At 57.4% G+C, this 14,555-nt stretch carries 14 protein-coding genes; 1 reads left to right on the forward strand and 13 read right to left on the reverse strand.

Features of this window, described 5'->3' with window-relative positions; all coding sequences use genetic code 11:
* Window positions 1-4: 4 nt before the first annotated feature.
* Entirely contained in the window at window positions 5-601 is a 597-nt protein-coding gene (locus C0977_RS05930) for a phosphatase PAP2 family protein (protein ID WP_159459040.1), read from the reverse strand.
* Between the two features lie 142 nt (window positions 602-743).
* Window positions 744-1,889 (reverse strand): glycerate kinase, encoded by a 1,146-nt coding sequence (locus C0977_RS05935; protein WP_101912752.1) that lies wholly within the window; start codon window positions 1,887-1,889, stop codon window positions 744-746.
* 158 nt (window positions 1,890-2,047) lie between these two features.
* Here C0977_RS05935 and C0977_RS05940 point away from each other — a divergent pair, with 158 nt between their 5' ends.
* A complete protein-coding gene (locus C0977_RS05940) occupies window positions 2,048-3,148 on the forward strand; it encodes a CdaR family transcriptional regulator (protein WP_101912753.1) in 1,101 nt (366 codons plus the stop codon).
* A 3-nt stretch (window positions 3,149-3,151) separates the two neighbouring features.
* Here C0977_RS05940 and C0977_RS05945 read toward each other — a convergent pair whose 3' ends face one another.
* Genes C0977_RS05945 through C0977_RS05995 form a run of 11 tightly spaced genes read right to left on the reverse strand, consistent with a single transcriptional unit; the run spans window position 3,152 to window position 14,553 of the window.
* Window positions 3,152-3,874, reverse strand: coding sequence for an aspartate/glutamate racemase family protein (locus C0977_RS05945; RefSeq protein ID WP_101912754.1), 723 nt, complete (start codon window positions 3,872-3,874; stop codon window positions 3,152-3,154).
* Window positions 3,875-3,885: 11 nt separating this feature from the next.
* Entirely contained in the window at window positions 3,886-5,079 is a 1,194-nt protein-coding gene (gene hydF, locus C0977_RS05950) for a [FeFe] hydrogenase H-cluster maturation GTPase HydF (RefSeq protein WP_101912755.1), read from the reverse strand.
* The gene (locus C0977_RS05955) at window positions 5,070-5,585 is read right to left on the reverse strand and encodes a nitrogenase component 1 (protein WP_101912756.1); all 516 of its coding nucleotides are present in this window, start codon (window positions 5,583-5,585) and stop codon (window positions 5,070-5,072) included. Before C0977_RS05955 ends, hydF begins: the two co-directional genes overlap by 10 nt.
* A gap of 19 nt (window positions 5,586-5,604) precedes the next feature.
* Complete coding sequence (locus C0977_RS05960) at window positions 5,605-6,354, reverse strand: AAA family ATPase (RefSeq protein WP_101912757.1); 750 nt, start codon at window positions 6,352-6,354, stop codon at window positions 5,605-5,607.
* Between the two features lie 14 nt (window positions 6,355-6,368).
* Window positions 6,369-7,595 (reverse strand): nitrogenase component 1, encoded by a 1,227-nt coding sequence (locus tag C0977_RS05965; protein ID WP_101912758.1) that lies wholly within the window; start codon window positions 7,593-7,595, stop codon window positions 6,369-6,371.
* Window positions 7,592-8,941, reverse strand: a complete 1,350-nt coding sequence (locus C0977_RS05970) for a nitrogenase component 1 (RefSeq protein WP_023053972.1) — start codon at window positions 8,939-8,941, stop codon at window positions 7,592-7,594. Before C0977_RS05970 ends, C0977_RS05965 begins: the two co-directional genes overlap by 4 nt.
* A gap of 14 nt (window positions 8,942-8,955) precedes the next feature.
* Complete coding sequence (gene hypE, locus C0977_RS05975) at window positions 8,956-9,960, reverse strand: hydrogenase expression/formation protein HypE (RefSeq protein WP_101912759.1); 1,005 nt, start codon at window positions 9,958-9,960, stop codon at window positions 8,956-8,958.
* Window positions 9,961-10,998 (reverse strand): hydrogenase formation protein HypD, encoded by a 1,038-nt coding sequence (gene hypD / locus C0977_RS05980; RefSeq protein ID WP_101912760.1) that lies wholly within the window; start codon window positions 10,996-10,998, stop codon window positions 9,961-9,963.
* Window positions 10,998-11,204, reverse strand: coding sequence for a HypC/HybG/HupF family hydrogenase formation chaperone (locus tag C0977_RS05985; RefSeq protein WP_023053992.1), 207 nt, complete (start codon window positions 11,202-11,204; stop codon window positions 10,998-11,000). The genes hypD and C0977_RS05985 overlap by 1 nt, the downstream gene beginning before the upstream one ends.
* Before the next feature lie 15 nt (window positions 11,205-11,219).
* Entirely contained in the window at window positions 11,220-13,523 is a 2,304-nt protein-coding gene (gene hypF / locus C0977_RS05990; protein ID WP_101912761.1) for a carbamoyltransferase HypF, read from the reverse strand.
* On the reverse strand, window positions 13,516-14,553 hold the full coding sequence (locus C0977_RS05995; protein ID WP_101912762.1) for a nitrogenase component 1: 1,038 nt from the start codon (window positions 14,551-14,553) through the stop codon (window positions 13,516-13,518). The genes hypF and C0977_RS05995 overlap by 8 nt, the downstream gene beginning before the upstream one ends.
* Window positions 14,554-14,555 lie beyond the last annotated feature (2 nt).

The raw sequence follows: 14,555 nt of genomic DNA on the forward strand, positions 1-14,555 counted from the left end.
GCTGTTACCGATCGGACCGGCGCCGTTGCAGAAAAGCGGGCGCAAGATCGTCCGTAACGTAAGCCAAGAAGTGCAGAAGACACTTGGAAAACCGCTGAAACGGCGCAAAAGATACGGTAAAGGCATAACTGAAGAGCCCTACAGCGATACCGCCAAGCAAATCTGACACATAATGGAGACGGCAGGCCACGCGGCTCAGTCCTATGACCAGCGTGACGATCGCTAAAAACGGCGCCGCCTGACTGTGGCAGTGAAAGGCCGCAGCCGTAACGACGGCGCCGTTCATGGTATGATTGCTGGGAAATGACGGATTGTCTTTATGCGTTATCCAAGCTTTCTTTCGCCGCGTCACGAAAGGGCGCGGCCGCGGCCAAAAGCGGCCGATACCGAAGGAAAACCCCGACGCAGTCGCTACGGCAACCAAGGTATGGACTAAAGAAAGACGCCTTCGTTCCCGTTCTATGCCGCCGTAAAACCAGGCGACGGCTCCGTAAAGCAGGTATAGGAGAAAGGCGAACTTGGCGATTAGCCGTACGCCCGTCCGAATCATCTCCCGTTGTTTGACCAACCAAAAAATACCGGCCATGAACGGTCCCATCATCACCACTCCTTTCCTACTGATGCTTTCTATCATACCGATTGCCGCCGTATTTGTAAATACGAAAAGACCGCCGGCCCGGCGCAAGATAATCCACGATCTCGCACCGGGCCTGTTTCGTCGCCTCCAAGGCCATGAGAAATGCTTAAATGGTATGTATGGCCGTCGCCAACAGGCGAAAGACTTGTTCCACCGTATCGATCATATTTTGCCGCGCCGTTTCCGGCTTGAGGCACTCCGCCAGCGATTCCGTCCGCTGCAGGATCGGGAAATAGGCGTCGATGCCGTGCTCATTGCAGGTCTTCGCAGCCGGCGTAACGCAGCCGGCAAAGGCGACGACAGGCTTACCGTATTTTTTCGCCATGGCAGCAACGCCGATCGGAGCCTTGCCCATGACGGTCTGGCCGTCAATGCGGCCTTCGCCAGTAATGACCAAATCGGCAGTCTTCACGTAATCTTCCAGACGCGTTTCATCTAAAACAATCTGTATACCCGATTCAAGTACGGCATTGGTAAAGGTCAGAAAAGCAAAACCTAATCCGCCGGCAGCGCCCGTTCCCGATCGTTGCGGATCGGCCCGGCTAAAAGACCGACCGGCTAACGCGGCGTATTGTTTCAGCCAGCCGTCCATCGCCGTGATCATCGCCGGCGTCGCTCCCTTCTGCGGTCCGAAGACGGCGCTGCAGCCGGCTGTGCCGCACAGCGGATTGGTCACGTCACAGGCAATGCGGAAAGCGCAGTCACGCAGTTCCGGCAGTACTTCATCCTGCGTAATCGTTGCCAGCTCTTTGACGCCCATAGCGCCGAAGGGGACCTGCCGTCCCTCATGATCGAGCATGCCGTAGCCCAAGGCCTGCAACATGCCCACGCCGCCGTCATTCGTCGCCGAGCCGCCGATGCCGACGATAAAACGGCGACAGCCCTGTCCAATGGCATGGCGAATTAATTCTCCGACGCCATATGTCGTCGTATACAGCGGATTCCGCTTAGCGGCGTCAACCAAAGTAAGACCGGCGGCAGCCGACATTTCGATCACCGCCGTATCGCCGCGAACGATGCCGTACACGGCCCGGACCGGTTCGCCTAAAGGACCGGTAACGGAGACGGTCTGCAGCGCGCCGCCCATGCCGTGCGTTAAGGCCTCCACTGTACCTTCACCGCCGTCAGCCAAGGGCCTGATCACGACATCGGCATTTTGTTGCACGCGGCAAATAGCCGTTCGAATGGCATCGCCCGCTTCCACTGACGACAGACTCCCTTTTAATGAATCGATCGCTATTACTGTTTTCATGGCAAACCTCCTTATTGATGGTATGGCCTGTTTTCTTTATCATACTGTTCTTCTTATCCTCTTGTACATGTTGTTAAGACCAATTATACGGTGTAATATAATACATATATCAGTCTATAGACTAATATAAAAATGATAAAAACCAAGAGGAAACTGCAATGCTATCCAATCATATCAGCCGGCGCTTAGCTCAACAGATCGTCGACACCGTCAAGGACACCTGCACCTACGATGCAAACTATATCAGCCCTGACGGAATAATTTACGCCAGTACCGATGCGAAGCGCGTCGGCACGTACCACGAAATCGGCCACACCGTCGCCAAAGAAGGAACGGCCATTGAAGTTACGGAGGAAAATGTATTTTACGGCACTCACTGCGGCGTCAATCTTCCTTTCACCTATCACGGCAAGCTGATCGCCGTCATCGGCATCACCGGTGCGCCGGAAAAGGTGCGGCGGTATGCCTACTTGGCCCAGCGAATCACGACGCTCATCTTACGGGAGCAGGAGTTGGAAGCAAAGGCGCATACCGAACGAACCCACACACGCTATATTGCTCAAAGTTTGCTGCACGGCCCGCTGCCGGCGCACGAATTCCTCGTCGCTTACATACAAAAAAACGGCCTGTCCTTGACAGAACCGTATCGTTGTCTTCTCATTGAATTGAATCATCACTACAATCCTGCCAATCTGTCGATGATCGAACAACGGGTATATGCGGCGTTTAAGCAAACGGGAACGGTCTTTTACTTGGCGGAGTATCCGAATCATTATATCTTGCTCAGCGAAGAGTCTCGCTATCAAACGTGGCATCGTGCCTTAAAAAAATTGGCGCAGGAAAACAAAGGCATCATTCGGCTGGCGATCGGGACGCCGCACCAGTTGGAACAAGTCAGGCAGTCCTACGAAGAAGCGCTGATCGTCTTGCAGTCTCTGCCGGCGGCGCTTGCTGTCGGCCGCTACGAAACGTTGACGCTTGAGCTGTTGATCGGTTCCCTCTCCGAGTCGCAGCGGCGCTGTTACCTGACCAATACCGTCGCTAATCTCCGTGAAAAAGAACGGCGTTATCTCATGGCCTATTTTGAACATAATCTGTCCCTGCAAGGAGCAGCCGCTTCGCTCTTTATTCATAAAAATACCTTAACCTATCATTTGCAAAAAATCAAAAATGCCACCGGATACGACCCTCATCGGTTCAAGGACGCCGTTGCACTCTATCTCGGCTGCAAAATCGCGGCTGACCGAAAAAGACAGTAGAGGTTATTCCTCTACTGTCTTTTTTAACGATTCCGCCGCTAATATCTGCCGAACAAGTTCGGCAATATGGAGCCGCATCGTATCCAAATACGGTACGGGGCTGCTGACATCTTTAAAGGCCAGTGGCAGCTCCGTACAGCCTAAGATGACGGCTTCCGCTCCCTCTTGCCGCGCCAGTCTCCGGGCAATGTCGCCCAATTTTGCCTGCGTTTCCTCACGAACGATGCCGAATTCCAGTTCTTTTTCAATCGCTTCTTTCATAAAGCCCCGTTCTTCTGCCGTCGGAATGACGACACGAATACCGTGTCGACGGAAGGGAGCTTTGAAGAAGTCTTCTTCCATCGTAAAAATCGTCCCCAAGAGCGCGACCTGCTTCATGCCGGCAGCCACGGCAGCCTGACAGGTCACTTCCACGCTGCTGACGAGGGGAATGGGCGAGCGGCGCTGCAGCTCGTCGAAAACGAGGTGCGGCGTATTGCCTGTCAATGCGGCAAAATCGGCGCCGGCACCGGCCAAATTGGCAATGCCTTTGCCGACATAGTCGATAAGGCCATAGTAATCTTTCGTCGAACAATACGAAAGAATCTTGAAAACATTGAGACTTTCGATCGTCAAATTAGGAAAAAAAGGGCGTCCCTCCGCCTGTTGCACAGCCGAAACGATTTCTTTATAATACAGCACCGTCGATTCCGGCCCGATGCCGCCGATCAATCCGAGTTTATTCATCGTGCATCACCTCATAACGTCTTGTATACATCGGGAAAGACACGGACGCTTCGCTTTAAGATCCCCGTCACGTAGGCAATAAAAATCCCGTAATTCGTCATGGCTACGCCTTGGTCCGCCGCACATTTCATGCGGTACTGCACTTCCCGCTCATTAAGCATACAACTGCCGCAGTGAATAATCAACTCATACGGGGACAGATCGTCGGGAAATTCCGTACCGCTCGCCGTTTCGAACGTGATCGCCGCACCGGTATGCCGCTGCAGCCAGCGCGGAATCTTTACCGTGCCGATGTCATCGCATTGGCGATGATGCGTACAGCCTTCGGCAATCAGCACCTTGCTGTGATTATGCAGCGTCTCGACGGCCGCCACGCCGCGGACGGCGCTGGCTAACAGTCCTTTATGCCGAGCCATAAGGATCGAAAAAGACGTCAGCAAGATCGAATCGGGCGTCTGCGCCGCCACCGTTTGAAAGGCCTGACTGTCGGTGATGACTAAGGCCGGCGCCGTGCCGAGACGGGTCAGCGTCGCGGCGACTTCGTTTTCTTTGACGACGACAACGACGGCGTCACTGTCCAGGACTTCGCGGATCGTCTGCTGCTGCGGCAGGATCAGACGGCCCTTCGGCGCCGCCGAATCGATGGGTACGACGAGAAGCACCAGATCGTGCGGCTTAACCAGATCGGCCACAATAGGCACACGTTCACTGTTTGGCACGGTGGCGCCAAGGCGTTCTTTTAATTCCCAAATACCGGCGCCCGTAGCGGCGCTGACGGCCAGTTCCCGCTCGCCGCCGAGGTGCGGCGCTTGCAGATCGGTCTTGTTCCAAACGAGCAGATATGGGATTTTTTTCGCTTCGATCAGAGCGATGATCTCCTCATCGACAGGACGCAACCCGACGGTACTGTCGACGATGACGACGGCGATATCCGTCTTGTTCAACACGTGCCGCGTCTTTTTCACGCGCAGTTCACCTAGCTTGCCCGTATCGTCAAAGCCGGGCGTATCGATGATCATGACCGGCCCGAGCGGCAAGAGTTCCATGGCCTTGTAAACGGGATCCGTCGTCGTCCCCTTCGTCTCGGAAACAATCGCCAGATTCTGCCCCGTTACGGCGTTGACAACGCTCGATTTGCCGGCATTGCGGCAACCGAAAAACCCGATATGCAGCCGCTCTCCTGACGGCGTATCATTTAATCCCATCCGTACTCCCCCTCTTCCGGCAGATAGCGGGACCGCCCGTCGGCAGCGGCGAGTTTCAACGCCGCCGTCACCGCGTCGTTCAAAGCCGCGGCGGCGACATAAGGCTGTCCGAACCGTTCCTGCAAAACGGCGGCCGCCGGCAGGCCTGCCGCCGTGACGACGAGATTGGCGGCCGCTGCCCCGGCTCGAACAAGGTCGTCAAAATCGCCGCCGCAGCCCCATACGCCATGTACGATAAACCCCTGACGCTGCAAAAAACGCACGGCGTCCCGCCTCTGTTCCGGCGAAATAACGCCAAGTAAATTGATCTTTTTCGGCGGCGCCGCCGCTGTAAAGTCCGCCTGCCACGAGCAACATTGCGACATCACCGGCGCAGTTGGACAGTCCGCCGCGCAATGACGGGCCACGTAGGCCAGACAGGCGGCGCCGTCAAGCCCTGCCGTAGCCAGCTGTACAGCCGGCGGAAGCCGTCGTATGCGGCGCAGTTGATCCTGTTCCTTCTCCACAAACTCGCTCCTTCCCGTCTCAGTCATCGGCGACCAACGTTGCGGCAAAATCCATATACGTCCGACTGACCGGCAGCGTGCGGTCTCCTTCGACGACGGTCATGCCGCGGTCTTCGTAATACTGAATCTCTTTGCTCCGCGGAATATCGGCAACGATGGGAACGCCGCACGCGTCGGCAAAGACGCGAACGCGCTCGTACTCGGCATCGACGTCGCGCCGATTGAGGATAATTCCCTTGACTTGCGCATAGCCGCGGTCGCGAAAATTCCGCACGGCCCGATAGATATTGGCAGCCGCATAAAGGGACATCTTTTCCCCGGATGTGACGATAAATATTTCCTTGGCGTAGCCGTCGCGAATAGGCGACGAGAAGCCGCCGCAAACGACGTCGCCAAGCACATCGTAGAGAACCACGTCAGGCCGGATCCGCTCAAAAACCTCGAGTTCTTCGAGCAAATCGAAGGTGGCAATAATGCCGCGGCCGGCACAGCCGAGGCCCGGCGTCGGCCCGCCCGTTTCGATACAAAAAACGTTGCCGTAACCGTATTTTCCCAAATGATCGAAATCAGGCGCCGCCGTATACTTCCGATAATAGTCCATAACCGGCATGACGGGCTCCCCGTGAAGCAGATTAAGCGTCGAATCGGCCTTCGGATCACAGCCGATCTGAATGACTTGCCGCTGCAGAAGCGCCAGCGCCGCCGCCACGTTGGCAGTCGTCGTCGACTTGCCGATGCCGCCTTTACCGTAAATGGCAACTTTCCTCATTGCAGAGTCCTCCCTCACAAGTTCTTTTCATCAGCCCACGCCTCCATGGCGCTGCCGATGAAAAGGGGAATATCCCGACGGTAATGCCGTCCCGAATACGCTTCATGGGGAAAGGAGATGAACTTTCCCGCTTCTTCCGGCAAGAGCCGGCTGTAAATGGGATCGGCAATAACACGCCGTCCTTTGCGGCATTCGCTGCGCAGTACGTCTTCGACGCTAACGGCGGCAATGTCCGTTAAGAGCAGCGACGGCGCATCGGCCATAGGGCAAATGAGCCGGATCGACGCCGACGGCTGCCGCCGCCGCAGAAACTGCCGCAGCGACAGGAGCCAGACGGGCTCGCCGATCAGTACCAGATCGCAAGGGCTGTCGTCATACACCTGCTCCGCCTTCCAGGCATTCAACTCCGCCATGGCATGCTTCGCCTTCAGCCGCTTTTCCGTTCCCCTGAGTCCGGTCAGATACGCCATGTCGCCGCGCTGCAGTGCGGCAATCCAAGCCGCTTCACCGGCAGCGCCGACGGGAATGCCGACGACATACGGGATGCCATATGCTTCTTGCATATATTGCGCCAAGTAAAAACCGGTCGCTGAAACGACGGCATTGACGTCGGCATCAGCCGCCTGCGCCAACCGCTCGGGACCATCTCCCATAGACCATGACGACTGCAGAATCAGCCCCCGATCAGCAAGCAGTTTTTTCAACGTCGTCGCATTGCCGACAACGGAAAAATCCAGAGGCGTCAGCCCCAGGAGATTGACGCGCCGCGCCGGCAGCTGCGGCGCCTTCGTCGGCTCCCGGAGAAACCGTTTGGCATAGGCCACATACGCTTCGCCGGCGCCGGGCAGATAACTGTGAATACCGTCGGTACGGAACCCGAAAGTCGGAATCCCCGTCCGCCTTTCCGTCACCTTTTCGATTCCTTGAAAATCCGTACCGATGGCGTTGGGCATCGGACTGCCGCCGATGGCGATGAACTGCGGGCGCGTCTCTGCCGCGGCAGCGGCAATATCGTCGATGAGCCGGCTGTCATCGCCTTGCACCGCGTCAATTTCACGCAGACCCGAAATATAGATCATGCTCGGCGTATCGTACCATCGCGGCTCGTCATGCGTATTATATGTCGAATTACACCCGGACGCATCGTGCATGACGATCAGCCCGCCCAACTCGAAAAGCGCCGACGCCATGCCGAAAAGGTCGACGGCATACGTAGAAAGCACGCGCTGTGCCTGTTTCACCCGCGACACCCCCAAGCTTTAATTTGAATAATGGACCGTACATCTTTTGTTTCTTCGCCGGCGTCGCCGATCAGGTCGAGAAGCTTCAAGATGCCGACGTAACCATATAAACCGCTGTTTTCGATAAGATTGACGAAATGCGGCGTATTCGTAAAATATGCCGCCATCTGCCCGATTGCCAACACCTTCCCGTACCGTTCATTATCATCCCGTTTCAACAACCGCCGCTTGTAGTGCGACGTCGACCGCAGCGACAGGTGCGGATAAGCGCTTTGCAGGTACCGGAAATCAGCCTCTTCGTCACAACTGATACTGTCGAGATAAACGGCATAGACGGAAAAACCGCGGTCAAGCAGAAAACGGGCCAGGCTCAACGGTCTGGGCGTCGCCGTATAGTCAATGGCGACGGGCGTCTTGCCGACGCGCGCCAGCAATGCCTTCGCCTTCGTCTCGATGGCCCGCTCATAGCCGTCCGTATCCGGCAATTCCAGCGCGAAACGCTCGGCGACGCGGCGCAAATTGGCCCGCAGTTCTTCGTAAGAATACGTATAAGGCACGTAAATCGCTTCCTGGCCGAGACGGCGCTCCAGATCTTTCGCCGCCGCCGCCGCATTAGGCAAAAAATAAAGATTGGCCGCGGCGCTTCCCAGATTTTTATACTGTTCATACGTTTTGCAGGCGGCAAAATCTTGGATTTCCCACTTGCTGCCGCGCAACATGACCGTCAATTCATTTTCGGCATCGACAGGATAGTAATTGACGATAACATTGACGGCCCGGCGGCGCGGCAGTTTCGTCACGGCCCGCAGCAGCTGCCGCCGTCCCAGGACATCTGGCGTAAAACGGCGTTGCAGTGTCGGAATCATGTAGCCGTCAATAAAATCGATATCGGGAAAACGGCGCCGCAACGCCCCGTAAACGACGTGCAGGTCGATGTGCATAAAATGCTGCATGCAGCTCGTAAACCCTTCGACACATTTGGGCCGGTGCGGCAGATTTTCAATGATATGCGCAATGCCGTCGATCATCATTTCTTCCAGATTTCCTTTAATGATATTTTCATTGGTCAAGGTCACCATGGAAAACCGTGCAGCGCCGCCCGGCACCTCGTCGGCCGAAAGGACGACGCCATGCAGGCAGCAGGCGCAGCAGACGTAAATCTCGTGGCATTCGGGAATGAGCAACGGCGAGTGGGCAATCGTCCAATGGCCGCGCGCCGGCGACGCATATTGCAGCCCGATCCGAAAAGGGCGCGGATAAGCCGCGTCGCCAATCCGTATTTCGGCACCGTCAGGCGTCACTACAGGCGAAATAACGTCGGGATGTATTTCGTTTTCATAAATCATCGTTCTCTCCCGTTTCAGCAAATCCGCGGCAGCAGCTCTCCGCCGGGAGGCGGCAGCAGCGTCTGCGCACCGATTTCCGTCGTCACTGTTACCTGCCCGGCGAATTCGGCAGTTACCGTGCCGATGACGGCGGCGTGCTGCGAATACGGCCCCTGCCGCAGCACATCGACAAGCGCAGCGGCATGTTCCTGCGGTGCAATGATAACCAATCTTCCTTCACAGGCGAGATAAAGCGGTTCCAACCCGAGCATGCCGCAAACGCCGCGGACAGCCGGAGCCACGGGAACGGCAGAGCCGTCGAGCCGGATACCGACGCGGCTCTGGCCGGCAATTTCGTAAAGAACCGTACCGACGCCGCCGCGCGTGGCATCGCGCAGAACATGAAGGTCTTTCGTCACGGCAAAGAGCGACTCCACGGTCTGCCACAACGGTGCACAATCGCTGTCGACTTCGGCATTGATGCCGTATTTATCGCGGGCCAACAAAATCGTACAACCATGGCGGCCGACATCGCCGCTGACAATAACGGCATCACCCGGTTTAGCCAGCGATCCTGACGTTTGAATACCGTCCTGCACGACGCCGATGCCGGTCGTCGTGATAAAGAGATTGTCCACCTGCCCTTTGCCGGCTACCTTCGTATCACCGGCGACGATGCGGACGCCGGCCGCGGCAGCCGTCTCCGCCATCGCCGCCGCGTACGTTTCCACCTTCGCCAGCGGAAATCCTTCTTCAATGACGAAGGCACAGGAAAGATACAGGGGCTTAGCCCCCATGCAAGCGAGATCGTTGACGGTGCCGCAGATACTCAGTTTGCCGATATTGCCGCCCTTGAATTCAGGCGGCGAAACGATAAAGCCGTCCGTCGTAAACGCCAGCTTCTCCTGTCCGATCGACAGGATTGCCGCATCGTCACCGGTAAATTCAGGATTCGAAAAATGAGCTTTAAAAACACTGTCGATCAACGCCGCCGTCTTGGCGCCGCCGGCGCCGTGAGCCAATGTAACTACTGTATCCATTTAAATTCCTCCGTATTGATAAAAGGCCGCACACGTCCCTTCGTGCGACACCATGCAGGCGCCAACGGCATGGTCCGGCGTGCAGGCCTTGCCGAAAACGGGGCAATCGACGGGCCTGCATTTACCTTGCAGCACGTCGCCGCAGCGGCAGGCCGGATTCGCCTTGCCCGCCTGCTTTGGCACAGCGAACTTCAGGCGGCTGTCGTACGCCGCGTAAGCTGCGCGCAGTTGCAGGCCCGAGCTCGGAATCACGCCGAGACCGCGCCATTCCGTATCACACAGTTCCATGACGCCGTCGATAATAGCCTGTCCCTTCGGACTGCCTTCACGTCGCACGACACGGGGATAGCAGTTTTGAAAGAAGGGCTCGCCGGCCCCGCTCTTGACGACGATATACGCTAACGCCGTAAGCAGTTCTTTCGCCGTAAAACCGGCGATTACGCCGGAGATGCCCTGTGTCGCCAGTTCCTCACAAATCGCCGTGCCGATGACCGCATGAACGTGGCCGGGATAGATAAAGGCGTCACAGCTGCCGGCCATGGCGCGATACGCGTTGGGCATCGTCTTATTCGCCGTCAACAGAGAAAAGTTCGTCAGTCCCGCCGCTTCAGCCTGCTGCACGGCAAGACAGGCCGCCGGCGCCGTCGTCTCAAAACCGACGGCCAAAAAGACGACTTCTTCCTCGCCGTGAGCCGCCGCATACATCACCGCATCTTGCGGCGCATAGACGGGTTCAATGCGAGCGCCGCAGCTGCGCGCAGCAGCCAGATTCAGCTGCGTTCCCGGTACGCGGATTAAATCGCCGAAAGTGCAAATCGTAACGCCCCGTTCCAGCGCCAGCCAAATCGCTTCGTCGATAAAGGAAACCGGCGTCACGCAAACCGGACAGCCCGGACCGGAAATCAATTCCAGCGCCGGCGGCAGGAGCTGCCGAATACCGAGGCGGAAAATTTCATGCGTATGCGTGCCGCACACTTCCATGATCCGCAGCGGCTTGCCGTCGTAACGGGTCACGATATCATAAGCCTGGCGGGCCATTATAAGTCCTCCAAGAGAGCCGTCGTTTCAGCTTCATCATCTGCCGTAATCTTGGCGATCGCCATCCCGGCATGAATCATGACATAATCGCCGGGATCGAGTTCGTCAAGCAATTCGGCCGACACTTCACGCCGTGCCCCAGACGCATCGACCAATACCATATCTTTATTTACCTTCACAACACGTGCCGCCAAGCCTACACACATGAAAATCGTCTCCTTTTATCGTTGTTGTATGGAATACATCGCCGCCACAGCCTGTCCCAAGGCGATACCGCCGTCATTGGCAGGCACGAGACTGTGCGTATATACGTGAAAGCCCGCCGCCGCCAAGTTCTCTTCACAAAGCCGGAGAAGCAAGGTGTTTTGAAATACGCCGCCGCTCAACGCTACGGCGCCGAGACCGGCAGTGCGGCGAAGCTGCACGCAGACAGCCGTCGTCATTAACGCCAGCGATGCATGAAAGCGATACGCCAGCAATCCTGCCGCGGCGCCGGCCAGAAAATCGGCTGTCAGCCGTTGAAAAAGTCGGTCCGTCGGCAATAGCAGCCGGCCGTCGTCCGCTTCCGGCGCCAAATCGGTATACGCTGCCGCCGGACCGTGATTTTTTTCCCATTCCTCAGCGGCAAACTGCAGCGCCATCGCCGCTTCACCTTCAAACGTCGAAATGCGGCACAACCCCAAAACGGCACTGACCGCATCAAAAAGTCTGCCGGCGCTCGTCGAAACGACGCTGTTCAATCCTTCATCGGCCAAAAAGAACTGCGCCGCCGTCTCCGCTTCCGTCGCCAGAGCCAGCCGTTTTACCAACGCCTGCGTCGCCGCCTTGTCACCGTTACCGTCATAGAGCAGGGAAACGGCAATGCGCCAGCCTTCCCTGGCGCCGCTGTCCCCGCCGGGTTGTCGGAAGGGCCTGATCGACGCGACGCGGCGGAAGCCGCTGTACGAAACCTGCAAAATCTCCCCTCCCCAGATTGTGCCGTCCGTACCGTACCCGGTACCGTCAAAGGCAATGCCGAGGACCTCACGGTCGACGCCGTTTTCGGCCAAACAGGAAAGGATATGCGCATAGTGGTGCTGTATCCTGATCAACGGCAAGCCCTGCTCGGCCGCGATCTGCGCCGAATGGTACAAAGGGTGCAGGTCACAAGCGACGACTGTCGGCCGCACTTCAAGAAGCTCTTCCAGGCGCGCGACGGATTCGCGCAAAACCGCCATGGTCCGCACGTCACCCAGATCGCCGACATAGGGAGAAAGGTAGAAAAGCGCATCCTTCGCAAGACAGAAGGTGTTTTTCAATTCTCCGCCAATGGCCAGGACTGCGCCTTTGAAGAATTCCGGCCCCATGACCGGCAAGGGTGCGTAACCGCGGGAGCGGCGAATCATATACGGCCGGTTGCGGTAAAAACGCATGACCGAATCATCGGCGCGAAGGCGAATCGTCCGATTGTGAGACAAGATCATATCACATAGACCGGTCAGCTCCCTCGCCGCATCTTCGTCAGTACGGCAAATCGGCGCTCCCGACGCATTGGCGCTGGTCATGACCAGAACATCGGGCATATCGACGCCGTCAGGATACGTAAAAAGAAGGAGCTGTAACGGCGCATAAGGCAGCATAACGCCGACGGCAGGATTATGCGGCGCCACCGACGGCGCCGCCAGCCCGCCGGCTTTCTTTGCCAACAAGATGATCGGTTTGGCGTGACCGTCAAGGATCGGTTCCGCCGTCGCCGGCAGGACGCACTCGCGCCGTACTGCCGCCAAATCCCGGAGCATCAGAGCAAAGGGCTTGACAGGCCGCCGTTTCAAGCGGCGCAAGCGCTTGACGGCAGCTTCGTTCGTACCGTCGCAGCAGAGGTGAAACCCGCCGATGCCCTTGACGGCGACAATACCGCCGCCGGCAATGCTGCGGCGCGCCGCCGTGATCGCCGCAGCGCCCTGCTCCGTACCGCCGTAAACGTAAACGACGGGGCCGCACTCGTTACAGCACACAGGCTGCGCATCGTAACGCCGGCTTGCGCTGTCGTAATATTCGTCGCGGCAGGCGCGGCACATGGGAAAATCGCCCATACTCGTCCGTTCCCGGTCGTAGGGCATGGAATCGAGAATCGTCAGCCGCGGCCCGCAAGCCGTACAGTTGATAAAAGGATGAAGATAGCGGCGGTCGTGTCGATCAAAAAGCTCCTTCTTGCACGTTTCACAAACGGCAATATCGGGAGAGACAAAAACGGCGCCGGCTTCCCGGGTGCTCTCAACGATGGTAAAATCGGCAAACGCCGGACTTTTTGCCGCCTCTTCGCAATCGATCTTTAAAATCGCCGACCGCGGCGGCGCCTGCTGCGCCAAGGCCGATTGAAAGGAAGCCAGCGCCGCCGTTTCCCCTTGAGCGATAATTTCCACATACGATCCTTTATTGCAGACAGTACCGCAAATCCCTGCTGCAATCGCAATGCGGCTGACAAAAGGCCGGAAGCCGACGCCCTGAACGATACCGAACACGCAGATACGCACTGTATCAGTCATCGGTTGCCGTCCTTCCCGAAACGGCAACGTGCGGCACGTCGACAAAGGTTCCGTGAAAATGTTTGAGCCCTCGTTTGAAGAAGCTGTCGCCGACGATCACGTCGAATCTATCGCAGTCGGCCAGGGCAATGAACTCGTCTTCCTCGCGAAGGGCCACATCACCGGCAGCCGCCAACTGCGGCGCCAACGTAAACCATGTCGCCACCGTGACGGCAGCCGCTCCTCTGTCCAACAACTGCTGTCGCAAAGCGTTGGCCGCCACCTGCTGGTGCACGACGAGAATCGTCCTGCCCTTTACGGCGCAATCAAGGTGCGGCAAAACGGGATACGCCGCTTCATAAGGAGTATTACAGTACCGCTCCAGATACGCGGCGCTCTTCAGTCCGGCCGGCGAAAGAACGATATTCTTCTCTGCCGTCGCCGCCTCTTCGATCACGTCCAAGCTGCCGCGCCCGTAGATGAGGACATCTTGCCAGCCCGCCTTCTTAAGAGCCGCCGTGATCGCCGTCACATCATCTGCCCGCAGCAGGTCGAGCGGCGAAGCGCCGATGACCCCGACGGTACGACGCCGGCGCGGCCTGTCGGTTACCGTAAACGTCCGAAAAAGTTCTGCATAAGCCTTTTCTATGCCCGTATCGTAAAAATCCATGCCAGAAGAATCAATGGCCATAACCGGCAGGTGAAGCCGTTTCTCCGCCAGCCGTTTCAACGCTCTGTAATCGGTACCGATGACAGCCGGTACGGGCGTGCCGATAATCGCGGCAAAGGAGGCGTCAATCGTCTTCGCCGCTTCGCAAAGTTTATCGACAAGACGGTCGTCACGTCCCAAGACGGCGTCCATATCTCGCAGGCCGGCACTGAAAACGGCGCTGCGCCTGCCGAACCAGCGCGGTTCGTCAAAACCGCAGATATTCCCGGCGCAACCGCCGGCATCGCAGATGACGACGATCCCTCCCAACTCGTAGAGAACAGACGAAACCCCCGCTTGGTCGGGCGCAAAGGGAGAAATATATTTCCACAATCCTTTCATAT

Origin of the sequence: Megasphaera vaginalis (ex Bordigoni et al. 2020) (assembly GCF_900240295.1) — a bacterium.
GTDB classification, from domain to species: domain Bacteria; phylum Bacillota; class Negativicutes; order Veillonellales; family Megasphaeraceae; genus Megasphaera; species Megasphaera vaginalis.